Raw genomic sequence first — 21,321 nt, 5'->3', positions numbered from 1 at the left:
ACTTATTAGTGTACAAATGTACACTGAATGTATTTTTTGCGCTAGAAATTCAATTCTAACGAGAGCAATCCTGTTTTCTATTTGACCGTTTTCGACAGACCAAAGCAATAGGCCCAGTACACCAAGCCGATGAACAAATAACCTTCCAGATAAAAGCTGCGCCATTGCACATCGCCCGCCAGGGCAAGGCTTAGCGAACCAGTCAGTTCAAACAAGGCCACAATGGTGACCAGCGAACATTCTTTGAACAAGGTCACGAAGCTGTTGGTGAGGCTGGGCAGGCATGCGCGTATGGCCTGCGGCAACACCACATGCACATTGCGCTGAATCACATTCAGGCCCAGTGCTTTGGCGGCCTGCCCCTGAGCAGCTGGCACGGCCTGCAAACCACCGCGCAACACTTCAGCCAGATACGCGGCACTGAACAAGGCGATGGTAAGCAGCACCCGCGTGAACAAATCAAGGCCCTCGCCCGGCAGCCACAAGGGCAAAACAAACGCGGCAAGAAACAGCACGGTGACCAGCGGCAAGGCACGCAACACCTCAATGTAAGCAATGCAAAACCTGCGCAAGGGTGCAAATGCAGATTGCCGCCCCAAGGCCAGCAACAGCGCCAGCGGAAATGCCAAGCCAAACCCCACCGTGCTTAATATCAAGGTAAGTGGCAGGCCACCCCACAAGTTGGTGGGCACCGTGGGCATTGTGGCAAAGCCACCATAAAGCAACACCGCACTGCCGGGCACTGCGAATGCCCACAAGGTGAACGCTGTGTTGGGCTTGAAAATTCGGGCGGCGGTTGCAAACAACAAGGCCGACCACAGCACCAGCACCGTGGCTGCGCGCCATTGTTCTTCTATCGGGTAACGTCCGAACAAGATGAGTCGCCATTTTTCTGCCACCACGCCCCAGCAGGCACCTTGCCCCGCAGCTTGTTGGCAAGCTTGCAAATCAGGGCGAAACACTGCGCTGAGCAGTGCCCAATCCAATAGCATCCAGGCCACTGGGGCCAATAACACTGGCAACGCCACCCACAAAAAACGATTGAACAACACGGCAGGGTTCACAAGGCCCCCCGATTCACACGTGTGTTAAGCACATTCATTAAACCTGCGGCGACAGCGCTCAGCAGGGCGTAAGTGACCAGAATAATGAGCACGCACTCCACAGCCTTGCCACTTTGGTTAATTGCAGTGTTGGCCACGGACACCAATTCCGGATAGCCCACAGCCACACCCAGCGATGCATTTTTCAGCAGGTTCAAATACTGGTTGGACAATGACGGCACCACCACGCGCAAGGCCAAAGGCAGCACCACGTAGCGGGTGGTTTGGGCGGTGTTCAGGCCCAAAGCCAAAGCACCTTGCCGCATGCCAGGTTTCACGGCCTGCACACCGGCACGCACTATCTCGGCAACAAAGGCAGCGGTGTACACCACCAGTGCCAGCAGCACGGCCAAATATTCCGGGCTTAGTGCCCAACCGCCCTCGATCGAAAAACGCCCGCGCACAGGTGCCTCGGAAAATGCGGGAAAAGCCAAACCACTTTTGCTTAAGAACACCGAGTCGCCCCAAGACCAGGCCTGGCTGGCAATGGGCAAAAACTGGGTAATGGCAAAGTAAATGGCCAACAGTTGAAGCAACAAAGGCACATTGCGAAACAGGTTGATATAACCCCTGCACAGACCTTTCAATAGCGGATGTTGGGCCAATTGCCCCAAGCCAATGAACAGGCCCAAGAAAGTGCTCAGCACAAGGGCAGGCAAGCCGACCTTCAACGTGTTGAGCAAACCCGCCAACAGTATTTGCCAGTAAGGTGAACTGAAAGCCACTTGCAGCCAGCCTTCGCTCAGGCCAAAACCGGCGGGGTCCGTAAGGAATTCAAAGTTCACCGGTTCGCACCTTCAACGCAAAGGCGGGGCATACATCAACCCACCTTCAGTCCACAGCGCGTTCAAGCCACGCTCCAGTTTCAAAGGCGATTGCTTGCCCAAATTGGCCTCGAACACCTCACCATAATTGCCCACTTGCTGCACAATTTTAAGCACCCAATCGCGCGGCAAACCCAAGGGCTTTCCCAGATTTTCCGCACCGCCCAGCAAGCGCTGCACGGCCGGGTTATTGCTGTTCAACGCTTGTTCAACATTGGCTTTTCCCACGCCCAGTTCTTCGGCTTCGATCATGGCAAACACCACCCATTTCACGATGGCGAAAAATTCATCGTCACCGCGCAGTACGGCAGGACCCAGTGGTTCTTTGGAAAACACTTCAGGCAGCACCACGTAGTCATCGGGCTTACCGCTCTGGCTGCTTTTCAAACCAATCAGTGCCGACACATCGGTTGAAAATGCCTGGCAACGTCCACTGAAAAAAGCTTTGTAAGCGGCCTCGAAGTTGTCATACACAATGGCCTTGGCCGTGATGCCTTGCGTGCCCAGGTAGGTGCTCAGGTTTTTCTCGTTGGTGGTGCCCGACTGCACACAAATTTCCGCGCCCTTCAATTCTTTGGCGCTTTTCACGCCAAAGCGTTTGTGCATCAAAATGCCTTGCCCGTCGTAATAAGTGATCGCGGCAAAGTGCGCATTCAAACCGGCATCGCGGCTTAATGTCCAGGTGGTGTTGCGTGAAAGTATGTCGATTTGCCCAGCCTGCAAGGCGGCAAACCGCTGTTGCGAACTAAGCGGCGTGAACTGCACTTTTTGTGCATCGCCCAGCACGGCTGCGGCCACGGCACGGCACACAGCCACGTCCAGCCCGCGCCACTGCCCGTCACTGCCCAAGGCAGAAAAACCGGCGACACCACTGCTGACCCCACAGCGCACGGCATCGCGTTTCTTGATCGATTCAAGCACCGGGCCAGCCTGTACCGCACCCGCAAGCATGAACCCCGTTAACACAACAAGCATGTGCTTAAACACTTTCACTGGCTGCCCCCCGATTCATACACACCACTGGCCTTCAACTGCAAACGGCCAAGGTGCTCTTTGATGGCAATGGTGCTTTCGTCCAGGGCTTGCGGTTTGGGCAACCACTCCCAGAAGGGACGCGCTTCGTTCAACACACGAATGTCGGTGCGCACCGGGTACACGGTGAAACCTGCCTTTTCAAACCACAACACTGCGCGGCCCATGTGAAAGGCCGAGGTGACCAGTGCAATATTGCGCGCGCCTTCACCCAGCAATTCGCGGGTGCGCAGCGCATTCTCGAATGTGGTGCGCGAACTGCCTTCAAGCAACATGGCGTTTTCTGGCACACCCATGTCGAGCATGAACATTTTCATGCCGGGGGCTTCGGCTTCTTTACGCGGGTCTGCAGCAAACTGCCCGCCACTTAGCACCAGGCGTGGGGCCACGCCCTGCTTGTACAGCCGTGCGCCCTGCCACACCCGGTCGCCTGCATCGTTCAAATCGGGCAATGCGCGCACACCGTCGTACCGGCCCTCCAACCCGCCGCCCAGCACCACAATGGCGTCCACTTGTGCGGGCAGGGGTCGGTTGGCTTCCATCACCAAGGCTTCATCTTCCAGCGGGCCCAGCAGGGCTTCGCCAACCCAGGGCAGGCTGAACGCCAGCAACTGCAATTGGGCCAAAACCACCGCACGCATCCGCCAGGGGCTGGGCAGCAACATGCCCAGCATCGACAGGGCAATCCACAGGCCCAGGGGGCTCAGCAGCCAAATGGCGTACTTGGTCAGCTCTGCAGCCAAAGCATTCTCCGCAAATGAATCCAAGGCTCATTGTAGACGTGTCACCGCGCCTGCAAGCGCGCTACACTGTTTTCTTCGACCACTCCTGCGCGCGCACCACCATGCCCTTTCCCAACCACCAACTCAGCATGACCGTGCTGATGACCCCCGACATGGCCAACTTCAGCGGCAAAGTGCATGGGGGGCATATTCTGAAATTGCTCGACCAGGTGGCTTACGCCTGTGCAAGCCGTTATGCAGGCATGTATGTGGTCACGTTGTCGGTTGACCGGGTGCTGTTTCGACAGCCCATTCGCGTGGGCGAACTGGTTACTTTTTTAGCCAGTGTGAATTACACCGGCAACACCTCGATGGAGGTGGGCATCAAGGTGGTTTCCGAAGACATTCACAAGGGCATTGCCACCCACACCAACAGCTGCTTTTTCACCATGGTGGCCATGAATGCCGATGGCACACCCGGCAAAGTGCCCCAGCTGGAACCCCGCACCGACGAAGACAAGAAGCGCCATGCCAACGCAGAATTGCGCAAAACTCTGCGCAAAGAACATGAGGAGCGAATGAATAATTTAAAGTAAACTTATCGGTAATCTCACACATTAATTCTTGCCAATGAACCTGAGCAGCTTGTCATCGGAAATCGATTTGGAAACCACGCTGGATCGCATGTGTGATGATCACGATCTGCTGCTGGAAATTCTCGACCTGTTTTTGGCCGAGTTCACAGCCGAGCGCGCAAACCTTCAGGCGCAAGTCGAGCAAGGCGATTTCGCCAACCTGGCCACCAAGGCACATTACTTCAAGGGTGTCGCTCAAAACCTGGGGTTGCTAAGGTTCTCGCCACAGGTCAAACGGCTTGAAGAATCCGCCAAACAAAACGACTTGGTGAACTGTCAGCAAGCGGTTGACGAACTGGCTGACATTGCCCGCCAAATTTTGGCGCTTCGCCAATGCGTTCAACCCACCTGAAACAGTTAAACCTGCTTCAGGTATTTGCCTAGCACGTTAATCAACTTGTCGCGTTCAAGTGGTTTGCTCAGGTAGTCGTTCATGCCGGCATCCAGACACTTCTGGTCCTCTCCAACCATTGCATGGGCGGTCAGTGCCACCACGGGTATGTTTTTGTTAATGCCGGGCACGGTACCGCTTCGAATGAGCTTAGTGGCTTCGTAACCGTCCATCACCGGCATTTGTCCATCCATCAGCACCAGGTCGAACGATTCTTTCGCAAGCAGGTCAAGCGCCTCTTGCCCGTTGTTGGCAATTTTGGACTCCAGGCCCAGGCGTTCCAGCACTTTGCACACCACCATTTGATTCATGGCAGCGTCTTCAACCACCAGTATTATTCCGCGAAATTTCGCAACGGCGGGTGCCGCAAAAATCGGCCCAGCGGCGGGTTCCACTGCGGCAGAATCAATCGGTAATTGCACTGCCAGCTTCAAAGTGAATACCACCTCGGTTCCCTGATTCGGCTTGCTTTGCATGTGCACCTGCCCACCCATAAGCTCCACCAGTTCTTTCACAATGGCCAAGCCAAGGCCGCTGCCTTGCGCGCGCCTTGTGCTGGAGTTGTCTACCTGTGTAAAACGTTTGAACAGGTTCTTTTGATGCTCGGGAGCAATACCCACACCGGTGTCTTTCACGGTGAATTCGAGCACAGCCTGTTGCCCGGTTCGGGACACTTCCCGACAAGTCACTTTCACATGGCCCACATCGGTAAACTTGATGGCATTGCCCACCAGGTTCAGCAAAATTTGCCGCAGTCGCACGGAGTCGCCCAGGTAAGTGGCATCAGGCACAGCCTCGGCAGGACAGTGTAATTCGATGTTTTTGCTTTGTGCTTCAAAGGTCAATGCCGCTTCAACATCGGTAAACACCTCTGCCAGTTCAAGCGGGTTGTTGCGCAAAGTCATCTGTCCGCTTTCCACTTTTGAAATGTCGAGAATGTCGTTGAGCAAGCTGAGCAATGAAGCAGCACTGCGCTTGGAAGCCGCAGCAAGTTGGTGTTGTTCAGGTTTCAATTCCGTGTCGAGCAACAGATCGATTGTGCCCAATACCCCATTCATCGGGGTTCGAATTTCATGGCTCATATTGGCCAGAAAGGCCGCTTGCGTTTTTTGGGCCTGAAGTGCGAGTTCTTGAGACTGTCGCATCGTCGCTTCGCTTTGTCGTCTCGATTCAATTTCTTGCGCCAAGGAAGAATTGATCTGGGTCAGTTTGCCCAGATCGGGCAAAGCCATGAGGTGCTTCAATTTGGGTAGCAGGTAAATTGCCGTGGCAATTGACACCAAGGCGGTGACCATTTTTGTAATGCCTTGGGTGTAATACAGCGGAACCCAAAGGGTAAGAATACCCATGACATGCGTTACTCCGCAGGCAAGAATGAATGCCGCAAACAAATAATAAACGGGTTGTAACACCGCATCGGGTCGGCGCTTGGCCACATAGACGATACCGATCGGGATCGAAAAGTAGGCGATTGCAATCAGCAGGTCTGAAATAACATGCATGGCCAGCAGTTGCGGATTCCATGCAATGCAAAAGCCATGCGGCAGGTACTCGGTCACGTTATTCATTTGTATCTACCGACAGTTATAGGTGTGTATTTCAAGTTAACTCAAAAATTCTCTGGCGTATCTTGTCTACATCAATTGGCTTGCTTAAGTGATGTGAGCGGTCATGCTCCAGAATAATGCCCAAAACCTTCAAGTTCAGGGCATATCATCTACGATCAAGATATGACGAGGGGGAGATAATGCCACGGCACCGCGTACGCCACGTACAACGTATTCATGCAGGTGTATCGGTTGAACGATCAGAAATTGCACCTCGTCGATGTTTCTGTGAAACAAATTATCAACTCTTTGTGCATTTCGTTTTGAGTGGGTGCGCCGAGTGCGAAGGACAAGCCGCATGCACGAATAAAGGGCGGTTTTAGCCCCTTATTCGGTTACTTTACAATTGTTGCCAATTTAACACTTATGGCATGCTCAGTTTGACGCCCTTTGCTGGCGTAGCACTTTGGTTTCACCAACCTTAGCGGCTTGAATCTGCGCGTTGGTATAAGGCAACCGTGCCCAGTTTTTCTCGGAATACGCCTTGGTGTAATCATCAAAATGCGGGTTGGCCGGGTCAGTCGACAGTGAATAAGTCAACATGGCATCGGCCTGCGGCTTGCCTTTGTCATCCCAGGTTACCGCCTGAATGTAGCTGTTGCCATATGTCACCTTGTAGCCCTCTGAATTCAGGCGGCCAGGTTCGGTGCTCACAATGGTGAATGCACCTTCCGGGCTTGTGCCGCCGAAAATTGGCGTGGCACTCGCTTGCACCCCTGATTTCTGAATATTGCCCAATGGTTCGTCCAGCGCGAAACCCGCCGCCTGCACCGCCAGAATGGCATCCGCCAATGCGGCAGAAGTGAAGGGGTTGGCAAGATTCAAAGTGTTCGGTGTATTCAACGGATTTGCAGCGTTGAACCCATTGGCCCACAAATTGGTCGGCAATGACAAAGGCACTGGCACATCAAAAGGCAAATGCAGTTGCGGTGCACCCACGGGCAAGCCCCCGGGGTTTGCAATGGCACGGCTCCAGAATTCACGCCACAGGTGCGCGCCTTTGCTGTCCAGGTTGGCCCTGCCATCCCAGGCACCCAACGCGGCACAGGCATCGGCAGTTTGCACGGGCATTAAGCCGGTGCTCAGCAACACAGGCACCTGGCACAACGCATCCACCACCGATTGCTTGGCCAAAGTGGCTGAATAAATCTCGCTGCCCAATGCAATTTCTTTCAGGTTGTCTTGCGTAAAGCGATTGCCTGGCAGGCCATCGGCACCGCCCAAGCGGCGTTCAGCTTGCAGGGTACACAAGCGGGTGCGCAAAGTGCGTTCTGCATTTTCATCGCCAATAATGCGGTTGAAACCGGTCAGTGGCTGGCGTGGGTTACTGAGCCAATGGCTGTCGTTGCAGTTGGTTACATAATCGTCGCGCTGTAGTGTGGGCAGGTTGCCCGCGCCAAAAATGCCAGGCGCAGGTGCATCAGGGTCGGTGCCCCACTCGCAGGCTTCGCGGGATCCGTCCAACACAGGCAAACCGGGCGACAGCTGGCCCACCACAGAGTTGAATGGCTCGGCGGCACAATCCGCAACTTTTTCATCGGTCACATGCGGCACCACGGTGACATCGCCATAGTACACAGGCTTGCCTGGGCCACTGGCCACAGTATTCACCCAAGGCACACCCAGTTCGCTGGCATGCAAGTCAATGAATTCCTCCAGCGACTTGGCCAGGTTCCACTTGGCAAACTGGTTAATCAGGCGATCATTTTCAAGATTGGCATCGCGCAGGGTAAAGGCCATCAACTGGTTCCAACCCAATACCGGCACGCCACTGGCCTCCAGTACCAGCATGGGGCCATAGTGGCTCCGGTACATGGTGCGTTGCATGGTGGTAATGCTGCCATCGGGTTGCTTCACTTCAATTTCGGTGGGCAATGCGATCAAGTCGCGCATTTCGCCCTCGTACAGGTACTGGGTGGGGTTGACCGGGTTGATTTGCAACTGGTACAGCGTAAATCGAAAGGCGGTTGACACCGTGTGGCTCCAGGCCACATGTTCATTAAAACCAATCAACACCGCAGGCACGCCGTAAAGGCCCACACCCATGATATCCATGGTTTTTTCGCCATTTGCTTCCAGAATATTGTGGCTCAGGTAAAGGCGCTCAGTGCCCTTCCACGGAAAGTGCGGGTTGCCGTAGACCAACGATTGCCCATTCGCAGTTGCATCCTTGCCAAAGGCGTACATATTGCTGCCAAAGTGGTCTTTGTTCTGCATCGCAGTGAAGGGGTTGGGATTGGCCTTCAGCAAAGCCACCTGCTGGGCGGCACTGCGGCCCTGCTTTTGGGGGCTTGCACTGGCCACGGGCAATGTAGCGGGGGGTTGGGCATTTCCAATTTCGCTTACAAACACCGAACTGCTGGCCAGCACGGCCAAGCGCACAAATCGGCGGTACATGTCGTCAGCCGTAATTGGGGCCAGCCATTCGGCATCGGAACAGGCGGCATGTGCGGGCAATTTGCTGCCATCGGCCTGCTCATACTCATGTTCACCGGCCTTCAGTTCCGCAATGTATCGGTTCACGCCGTCAGCATAGCCAGCCACCACATTCTGAAAATCGGGAATGGTCTTGTCGCGCGTGCGCTGCCAGGCATTGCGGGTTACACCATCGGCGCCCTCCTCCTCAAAAGCAAACAGGCTTTTCCAGAAAAAGTCACTGGCCACGTTGTTGGCTGTCGATCCATTGGGTTCAATCGTGTACGTGCCATCCGGGCCAAAAAAGCGTGAACGTTCACCGCGAATAGTCAGCAAATCTTCAAGGAATACGCACAGGTTGTCTTGCGCAAAAGCATAGCCCTGGCCATAACCCAAACTGCCGTAATCCTTGGCGCGAATGTGCGGCACACCGTAGGTGGTTCGGGTAATGCTGACATCGTATTTCAGGTTGGGGTTTTCATTCGGGTTGGTGCGGGTGTCCGATCCCGTAACCGCGTTGTCACTGCTGCCCAGGCAGCCCGCCAACACCAGCACCGCAGCACTGGCTGCAACCCACAATTGACCACGCCGCAACGCGGCCCTGTTCTTCAAGCCATTAATCACCGCTGTCTCCTCTGCTTTAATTCTGGGCCTGCCTTGGTGGCGAGCCTTATGCTATTGGTACTGCCAATAGCAACAATTGGATTAAAAATCAGGGATTTACTGACACGACTGCAGTAATTTGCGGGTATTGCCTAAAAAATCAAAAGCTTGGTGTAAGCACCGATTCAACCCAGCCCCGCCTTGCGCGACAATAGTCAGCTTCAGAAGCAAACCAGCAGGCCCAGACACATGCAACCCTACAACAACGATCAAACTGTCGCCCACTTCATCAATGGCACCACCGTAAGCAAGGCTGGCTCCAAAACCGCCAATGTGTTCAACCCGTCGCTGGGCGCAGTGGCCCGCCAGGTTGAGCTGGCCGATGTGGTCACCGTGAATCAAGCTGTGGAAGCTGCCAAAGCCGCACTGCCCGCCTGGGCCAACAAGCCGCCGCTGCAGCGCGTGCGTATCATCAACAAATTTTTGGCCCTGATGAATCAGCACCGGGACGAACTGGCCGCCATCATTACGGCTGAACACGGCAAGGTGTTCACCGATGCGCAAGGCGAAGTCAGCCGCGGCATCGACATTGTTGAATTCGCTTGCGGCATTCCGCAGTTGCTGAAAGGCGATTACACCGAGCAAGTTTCTACGAACATCGACAACTGGACCCTGCGCCAACCCGTGGGCGTGGTGGCAGGCATTACGCCATTCAACTTCCCCTGCATGGTGCCTTGCTGGATGTTTCCCGTGGCGATTGCCTGCGGCAACACCTTCATTCTCAAGCCCAGCGAACGCGACCCCAGCGCCGCCAACTTCATGGCCAGGCTGTTCAAAGAAGCAGGCCTGCCCGATGGCGTGTTCAACGTGGTACACGGCGACAAACTGGCCGTTGAAACCCTGCTGAACCACCCCGACGTGGCTGCACTCAGCTTTGTGGGTTCTACTCCAATTGCGAAATTCATTTATGAAACTGGTGCACGCAACGGCAAGCGCGTGCAAGCCTTGGGCGGCGCAAAAAACCACCTGCTTGTGATGCCCGATGCGGACCTGGACCAAGTGACCGACGCACTGATTGGTGCCGCCTACGGCAGCGCAGGCGAGCGTTGCATGGCCATTTCCGTGGCGGTCATGGTGGGCGACGTGGGCGACAGGCTGATCCCCAAGTTGGCGGCCCGCCTGAAAACCCTGAAAGTGACCGATGGCATGGACTTGTCCGCCGAAATGGGGCCAATTGTGACCTCGGAAGCGCTCAAGCGCATTGAAGACTACGTGCAGATTGGCGTGGACGAAGGCGCCACACTGGTCGTCGATGGTCGCGGACAAAAACCCGCGGGTTTCGAAAACGGCTTTTACACCGGCGGCACCTTGTTCGACAACGTAAAACCCGACATGCGCATTTACCTGGAAGAAATTTTTGGCCCGGTACTTGGCTGCGTGCGTGTGGGCAACTTTGCCGAAGGCCTGGAGTTGATCAACAGCCACCAATACGGCAATGGCGTCAGTTGCTACACCCGCGACGGCAATGTGGCCCGTGAGTTTGGCCGCCAAGTGCAGGTTGGCATGGTTGGCATCAACGTGCCCATTCCGGTGCCCATGGCGTGGCACGGTTTTGGTGGCTGGAAGGCCAGCCTGTTTGGCGACATGCATGCTTACGGTGAAGAAGGCGTGCGCTTCTACACCCGCCAGAAATCCATCATGCAGCGCTGGCCGGACAGCATCGAGAAAGGCGCAGAATTCGCGATGCCCACCTCGAAATAACACCGCTTGAACACCGAACTCAAAGCAGGCGCACTGGTCGCATTCGGTGGATACGCTCAAGCAATTGTTTACGGCATGCTGGCCTTTGCTCCTTTGGGGCAAGCCGGGCTGGCCTACGGCATTTACGCTGGCCTGGCCAGTGCCCTGATTGGCGGTGTGCTGGGTACCCTCCTGGGAAAAGCACCTGTTCAATTCGGAGGCCCACGTTCTTCAACCGCGCTGATTATTGCCGGGTCCCTGCTTGGTTTATTACAAATCACCACCAATCACTTTGAGTTGATGTTGTTGCTGGCGCTTGAAATCGCGCTGGCAGGCCTGCTGATTGCATTGGCCCAGCAACAGGGTGTAGGCAAGTTGATGCAGTTTCTTCCCGCGCCGGTCCTGATCGGAATGAACACCACGCTGGGTTTGTTTTCAGCCTACAAACTGCTGCCAGCCATGATGGGCTTTGCGGTGTACACCACCGCTTTGCAGGCGGCGGCCACACCCGCACTTTTCTCGCCCATGGCACTGGGTGTGTCGGCAATTACAGTCTGCGTGCTGCTGTACTTCCGCGCCATACGGCCCAACCCCTTGGGCCTGGTCTACGGCCTGGCCTGCGGTTTTACGCTGCATGCCATGCTGCTGTGGGCCTGGCCAGGCGCACTGCCCGTGCAAACCGTGACTGCCATGCCGAGCCACCCACTGTTGCAAACCCTGCAAACACAAGGCTTTGCGGACAGCATTCAGGCAATTGTCGCATTGTTGCTTAGCACCCCCGGTCTGCTGCTCCAGGTGTTGGTGGGGGCTGCGGTACTGGCTTTGCTGGTGGTGCTGGAAAGCATGCAATCACTGTTGCAAGTGGACCAAACCCTGGGCACACGCCACAACACACGGCAAGAATTGAACACTTTGGCGATCAGCAATGTGTTGTGTGGTCTGGCGCTGGCCTTGCCCAGTTCCAACTATTTTTCCAGAAGCAATGCAGGCTTGGGCATGGGTGCAAGAAGCCGTCAAAGCGAAGCTTGGTACGTCGGTGTGCTTACCCTGCTATTGATATTCACCTGGCCAATTCTCGCGCAGTTGCCACTGCACATTCTGGCCACCGCCGTGGCAGTCAGTTCGCTGTTTCTGATTCAGGGCAGCACACTTCGATTGATCCAACGGTTTGCCTTGCCCTCCACACGCAAGCAAATGGCGCCCACCGAACGATTCACCGTGTGGGTGGTGCTTTGCATGGTGTTTGTCACCGGCATCAGCAACCTGTTAATTGGCACTTTGGTTGGCGTGCTGTTTGTGGCCGCCTATTTTCTTCAACAACAATCGGGCAGCGGGTTGCGCAACATCGAGTTCAAGCCCGCCGCACGTTCGCGCAGCATGCGCCCGCGCGCGCACCGCCAACACCTTGATACGGCCTTTGAACATTTGGCCTGGGTTCGCTTTGAAGGCAATCTGTTTTTCGGAAATGCACCAGCCATTGCCATTCGCCTGCACGACGAACTTGTTCCCGCGCAGTCTGTCGTCCTCGATTTCACACACTTGCGCTACATCGACGACACCGCCTGCGACTGCCTCGAAAGACTATTGAAACAAGGTTTGCAACATGCGCGCGCCGTTGCCGTGTTGCCCACCCATGAACAAGCCATGGGTGGCGAATCCTTGTTGCGTAGCTGCCTTGGCCGCTTGGGCATTGCCACGCAAGGCCACATCGACGATGCCTTCTGGCACATTGAAAACCAGCTGCTGGCGCCCCTTGCGCTTGAACAGGCAAGTTGCAGCGCCGAAGATGCTTTGAAAAACAGCCACCTGTGTGACCACATGAACCCGGATCAAATCGCCGGTTTTTCTGCCCACTGGAACACCACCGTGCTGCCTGCTGGCCAGGCCCTGTTCAGCGAAGGCACCGAGCCTTGTGGCTTGTATGTGTTGCTGGAAGGACAACTGAGCGCCTGGCACCACACCGGCCACAGCAATGAAAGGTTAATGCGCTTCTGCCCCGGCAGCATGGTCGGGGAAATGGCGCTGATTGATCGCAAGCCTCGCTCGGCAACAGTGCGCGCCGACAGCCCTTGCACGCTTCTTTTTCTACCCACGGCGCAATTCGAGCAGTTACTTTCCCGGGCACCAGACTTGGGTCACACCCTTCAAAATAACCTGTCCAGAGAACTGGCCTTGCGAATTCGCCTGGCCAACCAAAGCCTTGCTTTGGTGCAATAGAGGAATTCCTCTTTGTGCGCAGCCCCGGCTTGCCGTATTTTCTCGGGTGTGCACAACCCTGTAACACCCCATGAACAAAGCAGAATTTCAAAAACGCTACGGCAACACCATTGGCAAACCCAAACTAAGCCTGTTGTTGGGCGAGGCCAAAACCCCATTTGAAGCTGCCAAGCTGGCTGTGGGCTGGCGTTTCCTGGCCCGCAAGAATGTGGGGCAAGGCCAAACCATCTTGCTGCTGCCGGGCTTTGGTGCCAGTTCCAGCAGCATGACGTTCATCAAACGCTATCTTGATTCCCTGGGTTACAAAACAGTGCATTGGTCAGCCGGTTTTAACCACGGCGAAGTGGGCAAGCTGCTGCCACAGGTGATTGCAGACATCAAAGAACACTCCGAGCAGGCCCAAGCCCCGATCAAACTGCTGGGCTGGAGCCTGGGTGGCTACCTGGCGCGCGAGGCAGCACGCGAAGTGCAACAAAACGTGAGCCGCATTGTGACCATTGGCAGCCCCGTGATTGGCGGCCCCAAATACACCGCCGTGAAAACGCTTTACGACATCCGCGGGCTGGATGTGGAATCGATCGAGAACAGCACCCTGAAACGCTTTGAGCACCCCATTGTGTGTCCCATTGTGGCCCTGTACTGCAAGAAAGACTCCATTGTGAGTTGGCAAGCCTGCATTGATCGCTTCAGCCCGAATGTTGAACACATTGAAATTGACACCCCCCACCTGGCCATGGGTGTCAGCAAGGAAGTGATGAACCTTCTGCCTTATGCACTTGGCACCCCGCTGAAGTAAGCCCCGCAAGGCTGAACACCTTTTCCAAAAACTTGAGCCCTTTCATCTGCGGAAAAGGTGGGTATTCGATTGTGTCCTCCGGGCTTTTACTGACTTGAAACTTTTTACGAGCAGCGTAGACTAAATTATTAGTGGACGGTGCTAGCACTGCCACGACACAAGGCAACAAACCCTTGTGCCTGTACCCCCCTTTTGCATGCGGTCCGTCCTGCAAACTCACCCGCCAGCTCTCAGGCTGCGGATGCAACGCCACTTGTGTGTCAAAAAGGGTTCCACATGATCAGACAACACTACCAATCACTCGAACACATCAGCGCTGGCGCCACCGACATGATTACGGTGAGCGATCCCAGTCGCCCTCTAAAGCTGACCGCCGATTCTCCCGCCTTCGACGCCATGACCGATCTGCGGCGAGTGCACCCTGTCAGCATTTCCGACTCGGAAACACTGGAACAAGCCCGCACCACCATGATTGTGTGTGGCGTCAAACTTCTGTTTGTGCGCAACAGCCTGGGGCATTTACAGGGCCTGCTGACCGCAAACGACCTGGCTGGTGAAAGGGCCATCAAGGAAGCTTCGTCAAGCAACCGCAACGTGCCTGAACTCACGGTCAACGATGTCATGGTGAAGCTGCCCGATCTCGAGTTTCTTGAGTTCGGTGCCGTCTCCCGGGCGGAAGTAGGCCACATCATCGCTACGCTGCGTGAACACAACCGGCAACATGCGTTGGTGGTTGACAACCGCACCGGCAAAATGCGCGTAGTGGGCCTGTTTTCATCCACGCAAATTGCGCGCCAAATGGGAATTCCAGTGATGGACCCAGTTAAAGCAAGCACCTTTGCTGAAATTGAAGCGGCGGTGGCTGCGGCTTAACGGTTCAATCACCAAGCCTGTTCAACAATTCGACCACCAAGGGGTGGTCGATTCCCCTTACATTCCACACCCCATGAATTTCCTCGTGCAGGTCATCACACTGCCCCAGCAATCGCAGGCCGCTTAAAGTGCCTGTGTCGTAAACGCCCAAGCGGCTCACCGGAAAAACCCCAAAACCCCGCGCGGCAAACACCGACATCAAAGCACTGTCCTCGAACTCACCCACCACATGCGGCACAATGCCCAACTGCTCAAACCAGTGATTCAAATCGACACGTAGCCTTGAATGACCGGTGGGCAGCAACACAGGCAGGTCATGCAGACATTCCGGGAAATGTGTCAATGCATCTTTTTTCACCCACTTTGATGCGCCGTACCAGTCCACTTCTGAACTGATAAGCAGGCGACTTTGCATGCGCAAATTCGGGTTTGCTGGCGGTGGCTGCCCAGCGAACACAAAATCCAGGTGATGCAGGGCCAATTCCGCCAGCAACTGCTCGGGCTCGCCCTCGTGGCAAGTCAGGTGCAAGTCTTCCGTATTCAACACCGGCTTAAGCAGCGCATGCACCGCCAGTTTTGAAATACCGTCGCAAAGGCCGACCTTGAAACGCCGTACAGGTTTGCTCGCCACCGCCCGCACCAGCTCAGGCAGGCTTTGCCCAATCTGGAAAATTTCCTCCGCTTTGGCAAAAGCCACTTGCCCCGCCTCGGTCAGTGCCACGCCACGCCCTTCGGGTTTTAACAACTGGTGGCCCAAATCCTTCTCCAGCTCACGCACCTGGGCGCTAATGGTTTGAATGGCCATGTCCATGCGTTCGGCCGCCCGCGCAAAACCGCCCTCTTTGGCCACCATCCAGAAATAATGCAAATGGCGATAGTTCAAAGTCATGCAAGCCCCACAAAGTAACTTCGTAAAAACCGAATCAACAGTTCATTAAATACTGGTTTTTCCGAAATCACAACTGATACACCATGGCGCCGTGTTCAATTCAACCCTTATGGAGTATCAACGTGGACGTTTTAATGGAATTCATGCACACCGACTTTCTCGGCACAGCCGCATGGATTTGGCTGTTGTTTGTCGGCATTGTAATTGCACTGCTCACCTTCGACCTTGGCGTGCTGCACAAGGATGATCACGAAATTGGGGTCAAGGAAAGTTTGCTGCTCTCAGGTGGCTACATCACCGCAGCCTGTCTGTTCGGCGCATGGGTGTGGTACTACCTGGGCTCGGAAAGCGGCATGAACTACTTCACCGGTTTCGCCATTGAAAAATCACTGTCGATGGACAACGTGTTTGTCATCGCGATGATTTTCTCGTTCTTCGCCATTCCCCGTCAGTACCAGCACCGCGTGTTGTTCTGGGGCATTTTGGGCGTAATCGTATTGCGCGCCATCATGATCGGTCTGGGCGCTGCGCTGGTGAAAGAATTCAGTTGGGTGCTTTACCTGTTCGGCGCCTTCCTTGTGATCACGGGTATCAAAATGTGGTTCATGGCCGACAGCAAACCCGACATTGAAAACAACCCGATCCTGAAGTTTTTGCGCAAACGCATGCGCGTGACCGAAGGCCTGCGTGGCAACGCGTTTGTTGTGAACGAAGCCGACCCCAAAACCGGCAAGGTTGTGCGTTTTGCCACACCCCTGTTACTGGCGCTGGTGTTGATCGAGTTTGTGGACCTGATCTTTGCGGTCGATTCCGTACCCGCGATTTTCGCGATCACCACCGACCCCTTCATTGTGTACACCAGCAACATCTTTGCCATTTTGGGCCTGCGTGCACTGTACTTTGCCTTGGCCGCGATGATCCACCGCTTCCACTACCTGAAGTACGCTTTGGCCATGGTGCTGGTGTTCATCGGCAGCAAAATCTTCCTGGTGAATTTCATCGGCAAGTTCCCGCCCGCCTTTTCACTCAGCATTACCCTGGGCTTGATTGCAGGTGGCGTGGTGTTCTCGCTGTGGAAAACACGGAGCGAGGCTAAAAATGAAAAACTGGAACATGCAACTGACAGCAAATAACCGTCGCTGAAACAAAAAAGCCGGCCCCCACAAAGGCGCCGGCTTTTTTCATTCAATCCATTTTTACTTCGGCTGTTTCACCGCTTCAATGGTAATCAACACTTTCACTTCCGGAAAAAAGCCGCGGTCCACGCCATAGCCCAAATCGAAGTCCGTGCGCTTGAATTCAGCCACCGCATCGGCGCCACACACTTCCGCTTTTTTCATGGGGTGCATAATGCATTTGAAGGTGTTGATCTTCAATGGAACCGGCTTCGTGATCCCTTTCAAGGTCAGGTTACCCAACACCTCCACCGGCTTGTCACCTTCAAAGCGCATTTTGCTGGCCGTGTAGGTAATGGTGGGGTGGGCTTCCACATCGAACATGTCTATATCTTTGGCATGCTCGTTCATCTTGCCATGACCAAAGTCAAGGCTGGCCGCATCAATTTCAATGTCCACTGTACCGGTTTTATTGGCACGGTCCAGGGTCACCATGCCCTTGGTTTTCTCAAACTGGCCACGCCACAGTGACAACCCGCCCATGTGGTCCGCCTCAAACGAAGGGAAGGTGTGACTTGGGTCGATCACATAGGTATCCACCGCCGCATGCGCAGCACCCAACATACCCAATGCAATTGCACTGCCCAACACGGTTTTCGATACTTGCTTGAACATCCCTAACTCCTTTTTATTTGGCTGGTACTACCAGTTTGAAATCAATGGTCACTTCATCGGCCACCAAGCTGGTGTCACCCCATTCCCCGTCTGCGCCCACCTTGTATTCAAGGCGCTTGATCTGGGATTTGCCGGTGAACGTGTGCTTGTCGCCCGCAGTTTTAATTGTTACCGGAAACTTCAGGGGCTTTTTAATGCCTCGAATGGTCAAATCGCCAGTGGCCTGCAAATTATTGCCACTGCCTGTGACACCCGTAATTACAAAGGTCGCCTTGGGGTGGTTTTTTGAATCAAACCAGTCCTTGCCAGCCACTTCTTTGTTGTACTCGGGGTCCCCCAGGTCGTAACTTGCGGTGTCCACGTTCAGAATGGCTTTGGTGTCCGCAGGCTTGGCCGGGTCAAACTGCACATCGCCGCTAAATTTCTTGAAATTGCCACTAACCGGCACATTGAATTGTTTGAATGTTGCCTTGACTTCGCTTTGCGCGGCATCAATCGGGGCGGCCAACACCGGCAGAGTAAAAACAGACAACGCCAGGCCAGCGGCCACTGTGGAAAATCGGTGAATCATCTTGGTTCCTGCGGGTACTGGATCGGATCGTACAGATTAATCGGCTCGCATTCCGGGGATCATGCGGCCCAAAATACCGTCCCGGTCCAGAATGTGATGTTTCAAGGCCATCAATACATGGCCCGCCACCAAAAAGACCAAGCCTTTGCCTGAAAGTTCATGCAAGGTTTTAAACAGTTCCTTGAGTTCAGCGTTCTTCTCGATCAAAACAGGCAACTCAATCACACCAAACCACACCACCGGGTAACCCGAGGCCAGGCTGTACAGGTAACCAAAAACCGGAACGCCCAGCATGAACACATACAAAGCCAAATGCCCCAGCTTGGCCAGCAGCACCGTGTTGTGCCCCCAATGCGCAGGGTATTTGGGGGTTTTCGACAACATTCGAACCACCATGCGCAACAGCACCAATGCAAACAAGGTGACACCCAACCACTTGTGCCAGTTAAAAAGTTTCAGCTTGAATGGTGTAATGCCCGGGATGTCCACCATGTACAAACCCATGCCAAATGCCGTCAAAATACCCACCGCCATGAACCAGTGAACCACGACCATGGGCAAACCGTATCGGTGGTTCTCGCTTAATGCGCTCTTCAAAATCTCATCCCTTTGCAATACAGCCTTGCATTTTCAGCAATAAATAGTTGGGTTTAAAGCCTTTTTCAAGATACAATTTACAGTTGTTTTGATGCTGCGTACATGCCACTGTATGCTTTTGCATCCCGTTATAATCTCGTTTCAACCCAGCGCTATCAATCAGGACGTCGTATGAGCGATTCAAACGAACACGAACTTTTAATCAAGACACCGAAGCAGCTCATCATTGCGATTGTTGCCTCTTTCGTTGTCCCGATTTTCGTCATTATCTTGTTGGCCAACTATGTCAGCAGCAGCGAAAAACCCGCCGCCGGCACCAATGCTTTCTCCGAAGAAGCCATTGCCCAGCGCCTGGCACCTGTAGGCACCATTGATTTCGTTGACGCCAATGCGCCCAAAGTATTGAAAACTGGCGAGCAAGTGTATGCAGCTGCATGCGCGGCCTGCCACACCACCGGCGCTGCAGGTGCTCCCAAGTTTGGCGACCAGGGCCAGTGGGGCGATCGCCTGAGCAAAGGTTTCGACACCTTGTGGAAAAACGCTGTGAACGGCATTGGTGCAATGCCAGCCAAAGGTGGCAATGCTGACCTTGATGACATCGAAGTGGCTCGTGCTGTGGCTTACATGGGCAAAGAAGTGGGCGCTGATTTCAAAGCACCCGAACCAGCCGCCCCTGCTGCAGAGGCACCCGCTGCTGAAGCTGCCAAGTAAAACGCGTTTCAAACGCCAATAAAAAACCCGCCCGAAGGCGGGTTTTTTATTGCATGCTCAGCGCATCAATCGTCGCACTGCAACAGCATTTCTCCCGCGCCGCGGAAAATCAGCATGGCATTTTCCACCACATCTTCCACGGATTTTTTGCAACCATCCATACTCCAGCGGGCCGCCATATACAGCACTGAGCCCACCAGGCCCGAGGCCAGCAAGGTTGAATCCAGCCCCTTCACGCCGCCGTCCTTGCGCTGATCAATCAGCGGTTTGGCCAGTGTTTCCAGCATTTCTACAAAACTGTACAGGGTTTTCAAGCTCAACTCTTCGAGGTGCCGGTTCACGGTCAACACCTCGACCAACAAAATACGGGCTGCCTGCGGGCTTTCCTTGAACTGGCTGAAAAACACGGTCAAGCCGGTTCGGGTGGCCTGCTCCAGATTGTCTGCATCTGTGCTCAACAACACCTTCTGCAACTTGTCGCGCAGCGTATCCGTAATGTGCAGGTAGCACGCAGTGAACAGGGCCTCGGCATTGCTGAAGCTCTCGTAAAAATAGCGCTCGGTCAAACCCGCTTCCTGACACAGACCCTTCACCGTGGCGGCATGGTAACCAGTCGAACCAAACATCTTGATGCCAGCCTCAATCAGTTTCAACCGGCGCTCCGCCTTGCGGGTTTCGTTGGACACCCCACGGTAACGACGCCCTGCGGCTTTGGCAATTTGCTCGGGTGCTTTCGCATTCATAATTGGAAGATATACTCAAAAAATAGGCATTGACAGTATGCAGGCCCAACATTAAATTGACAACCACGATTGTCAAATTACAGCTACAACACAGCACATTGGAGACCGACACATGAAATCATTCAACGGCAAAGTGGCCGCAATTACAGGCGCCGCATCTGGCATGGGCCGTACGCTGGCCCTTCAACTGGCCAAGGACGGATGCCACGTATCCATCTCCGATGTTGACACCAAAGGCCTCGCCGAAACCGTGAAGTTGGTGAAAGCCGCTGCGCCCAATGTCAAGGTTACCAGCCAGCAACTCGACGTGTCCAACCGCGAAGCCATGTATGCCTGGGCCGATCAAACAGCCAAAGACCACGGCAAAGTGAACCTGATTTTCAACAACGCGGGTGTCGCTTACGCCACACCGGTTGAACACATCGATTACGACAAATTCGAGTGGATCATGGGCATCAACTTCTGGGGCGTCGTGTACGGAACCAAGGCATTTTTGCCACACCTGAAGGCATCTGGCGACGGCCACATTATCAACACCAGCAGCCTGTTTGGTCTGTGTGCACAGCCCACACAAAGCACCTACAACGCCACCAAGTTTGCTGTTCGCGGTTTTACAGAAAGCCTGCGCCAGGAACTGGACATGATGAATTGCGGCGTATCGGCCACCAGCGTTCACCCAGGCGGCATCAAAACTGCCATTGCCCGCAAAAGCGTCGCATCGCCTGAAATTGAACAGTTCACCGGTGCCGATTCCGAGCAGGGCAAAGAGTTCTTTGAGAAATTCTTCATCACCACTGCAGAAAAGGCGGCCGATATTATCCTGAAGGCGGTAAAAGGCAACAAGCGCCGCGTGTTGGTTGGCCCCGACGCAGTGGCCATGGACGCCATGGTGCGCACATTGCCCGAAAGCTATCAAGCCATTATCGTGAGTCAAATGAAAAAAATGCGCGACAAGCAAATTGCCCGCAAAAAGCGCAAGGCCGCTGAAAAGGAAACCCAAAGCGCATAACAACGCCTTTGGACTTTGACGTTAAAACGCGGTTAGTCTTAAGACTGCCGCGT

General features: G+C 54.6%; 20 protein-coding genes. 9 read left to right on the top strand and 11 right to left on the bottom strand.

Annotation, left to right across the window (positions count from 1 at the left end):
- Positions 1 to 77: 77 nt before the first annotated feature.
- Genes FRIGORI9N_RS08510 through FRIGORI9N_RS08495 form a run of 4 tightly spaced genes read right to left on the bottom strand, consistent with a single transcriptional unit; the run spans position 78 to position 3,702 of the window.
- The gene (locus tag FRIGORI9N_RS08510; protein WP_236550828.1) at positions 78 to 1,064 is read right to left on the bottom strand and encodes an amino acid ABC transporter permease; all 987 of its coding nucleotides are present in this window, start codon (positions 1,062 to 1,064) and stop codon (positions 78 to 80) included.
- A complete protein-coding gene (locus FRIGORI9N_RS08505) occupies positions 1,061 to 1,888 on the bottom strand; it encodes an ABC transporter permease subunit (protein WP_159569460.1) in 828 nt (275 codons plus the stop codon). Before FRIGORI9N_RS08505 ends, FRIGORI9N_RS08510 begins: the two co-directional genes overlap by 4 nt.
- Positions 1,889 to 1,900: 12 nt before the next feature.
- Entirely contained in the window at positions 1,901 to 2,902 is a 1,002-nt protein-coding gene (locus tag FRIGORI9N_RS08500; RefSeq protein ID WP_159569458.1) for an amino acid ABC transporter substrate-binding protein, read from the bottom strand.
- A 14-nt stretch (positions 2,903 to 2,916) separates the two neighbouring features.
- Entirely contained in the window at positions 2,917 to 3,702 is a 786-nt protein-coding gene (locus tag FRIGORI9N_RS08495; RefSeq protein ID WP_159569456.1) for a YdcF family protein, read from the bottom strand.
- Positions 3,703 to 3,803: 101 nt separating this feature from the next.
- Between FRIGORI9N_RS08495 and FRIGORI9N_RS08490 the strand changes: the two genes are divergently transcribed.
- Both FRIGORI9N_RS08490 and FRIGORI9N_RS08485 read left to right on the top strand, forming a co-directional pair.
- A complete protein-coding gene (locus tag FRIGORI9N_RS08490; protein WP_159569737.1) occupies positions 3,804 to 4,277 on the top strand; it encodes an acyl-CoA thioesterase in 474 nt (157 codons plus the stop codon).
- 34 nt (positions 4,278 to 4,311) lie between these two features.
- The gene (locus tag FRIGORI9N_RS08485) at positions 4,312 to 4,668 is read left to right on the top strand and encodes an Hpt domain-containing protein (protein ID WP_159569454.1); all 357 of its coding nucleotides are present in this window, start codon (positions 4,312 to 4,314) and stop codon (positions 4,666 to 4,668) included.
- 5 nt (positions 4,669 to 4,673) lie between these two features.
- Here FRIGORI9N_RS08485 and FRIGORI9N_RS08480 read toward each other — a convergent pair whose 3' ends face one another.
- Complete coding sequence (locus FRIGORI9N_RS08480; RefSeq protein ID WP_159569452.1) at positions 4,674 to 6,275, bottom strand: ATP-binding protein; 1,602 nt, start codon at positions 6,273 to 6,275, stop codon at positions 4,674 to 4,676.
- A gap of 414 nt (positions 6,276 to 6,689) precedes the next feature.
- Positions 6,690 to 9,353 (bottom strand): penicillin acylase family protein, encoded by a 2,664-nt coding sequence (locus FRIGORI9N_RS08475; protein ID WP_159569450.1) that lies wholly within the window; start codon positions 9,351 to 9,353, stop codon positions 6,690 to 6,692.
- Between the two features lie 228 nt (positions 9,354 to 9,581).
- On the opposite strand from FRIGORI9N_RS08475, the gene FRIGORI9N_RS08470 reads away from it, so the two are divergent.
- The 4 genes from FRIGORI9N_RS08470 to FRIGORI9N_RS08455 all read left to right on the top strand — a co-directional run bounded on the left by FRIGORI9N_RS08470 (position 9,582) and on the right by FRIGORI9N_RS08455 (position 14,958).
- The gene (locus FRIGORI9N_RS08470) at positions 9,582 to 11,093 is read left to right on the top strand and encodes a CoA-acylating methylmalonate-semialdehyde dehydrogenase (RefSeq protein ID WP_159569448.1); all 1,512 of its coding nucleotides are present in this window, start codon (positions 9,582 to 9,584) and stop codon (positions 11,091 to 11,093) included.
- 6 nt (positions 11,094 to 11,099) lie between these two features.
- Positions 11,100 to 13,289, top strand: coding sequence for a cyclic nucleotide-binding domain-containing protein (locus FRIGORI9N_RS08465; RefSeq protein WP_159569446.1), 2,190 nt, complete (start codon positions 11,100 to 11,102; stop codon positions 13,287 to 13,289).
- Positions 13,290 to 13,359: 70 nt separating this feature from the next.
- Positions 13,360 to 14,085, top strand: a complete 726-nt coding sequence (locus FRIGORI9N_RS08460; protein ID WP_159569444.1) for a triacylglycerol lipase — start codon at positions 13,360 to 13,362, stop codon at positions 14,083 to 14,085.
- A gap of 276 nt (positions 14,086 to 14,361) precedes the next feature.
- On the top strand, positions 14,362 to 14,958 hold the full coding sequence (locus tag FRIGORI9N_RS08455) for a CBS domain-containing protein (RefSeq protein WP_159569442.1): 597 nt from the start codon (positions 14,362 to 14,364) through the stop codon (positions 14,956 to 14,958).
- A 4-nt stretch (positions 14,959 to 14,962) separates the two neighbouring features.
- On the opposite strand, the gene FRIGORI9N_RS08450 is transcribed toward FRIGORI9N_RS08455, so the two are convergent.
- Positions 14,963 to 15,847, bottom strand: coding sequence for a LysR family transcriptional regulator (locus FRIGORI9N_RS08450; protein ID WP_159569440.1), 885 nt, complete (start codon positions 15,845 to 15,847; stop codon positions 14,963 to 14,965).
- A 134-nt stretch (positions 15,848 to 15,981) separates the two neighbouring features.
- Between FRIGORI9N_RS08450 and FRIGORI9N_RS08445 the strand changes: the two genes are divergently transcribed.
- Positions 15,982 to 16,980 carry a TerC family protein gene (locus FRIGORI9N_RS08445; RefSeq protein ID WP_371717160.1) on the top strand — a complete coding sequence of 333 codons (999 nt, stop codon included), beginning with the start codon at positions 15,982 to 15,984 and terminating at the stop codon, positions 16,978 to 16,980.
- A gap of 63 nt (positions 16,981 to 17,043) precedes the next feature.
- On the opposite strand, the gene FRIGORI9N_RS08440 is transcribed toward FRIGORI9N_RS08445, so the two are convergent.
- Genes FRIGORI9N_RS08440 through FRIGORI9N_RS08430 form a run of 3 tightly spaced genes read right to left on the bottom strand, consistent with a single transcriptional unit; the run spans position 17,044 to position 18,805 of the window.
- Positions 17,044 to 17,637, bottom strand: coding sequence for a YceI family protein (locus FRIGORI9N_RS08440; protein ID WP_201301429.1), 594 nt, complete (start codon positions 17,635 to 17,637; stop codon positions 17,044 to 17,046).
- Between the two features lie 13 nt (positions 17,638 to 17,650).
- A complete protein-coding gene (locus FRIGORI9N_RS08435) occupies positions 17,651 to 18,208 on the bottom strand; it encodes a YceI family protein (protein ID WP_159569432.1) in 558 nt (185 codons plus the stop codon).
- A 36-nt stretch (positions 18,209 to 18,244) separates the two neighbouring features.
- Entirely contained in the window at positions 18,245 to 18,805 is a 561-nt protein-coding gene (locus tag FRIGORI9N_RS08430) for a cytochrome b (protein WP_236550827.1), read from the bottom strand.
- 171 nt (positions 18,806 to 18,976) lie between these two features.
- Between FRIGORI9N_RS08430 and FRIGORI9N_RS08425 the strand changes: the two genes are divergently transcribed.
- Positions 18,977 to 19,516, top strand: a complete 540-nt coding sequence (locus tag FRIGORI9N_RS08425) for a cytochrome c5 family protein (RefSeq protein ID WP_159569428.1) — start codon at positions 18,977 to 18,979, stop codon at positions 19,514 to 19,516.
- 65 nt (positions 19,517 to 19,581) lie between these two features.
- Here the strand turns inward: FRIGORI9N_RS08425 and FRIGORI9N_RS08420 are convergent, their stop codons facing one another.
- The gene (locus FRIGORI9N_RS08420) at positions 19,582 to 20,259 is read right to left on the bottom strand and encodes a TetR/AcrR family transcriptional regulator (RefSeq protein WP_159569426.1); all 678 of its coding nucleotides are present in this window, start codon (positions 20,257 to 20,259) and stop codon (positions 19,582 to 19,584) included.
- Positions 20,260 to 20,371: 112 nt separating this feature from the next.
- Here FRIGORI9N_RS08420 and FRIGORI9N_RS08415 point away from each other — a divergent pair, with 112 nt between their 5' ends.
- Entirely contained in the window at positions 20,372 to 21,268 is an 897-nt protein-coding gene (locus FRIGORI9N_RS08415; RefSeq protein WP_159569424.1) for an SDR family oxidoreductase, read from the top strand.
- Positions 21,269 to 21,321 lie beyond the last annotated feature (53 nt).

The sequence above is a fragment of the Limnobacter sp. 130 genome (assembly GCF_902506325.1).
Classification (GTDB): domain Bacteria; phylum Pseudomonadota; class Gammaproteobacteria; order Burkholderiales; family Burkholderiaceae_B; genus Limnobacter.
This window is presented reverse-complemented; position numbering and strand designations above follow the sequence as displayed.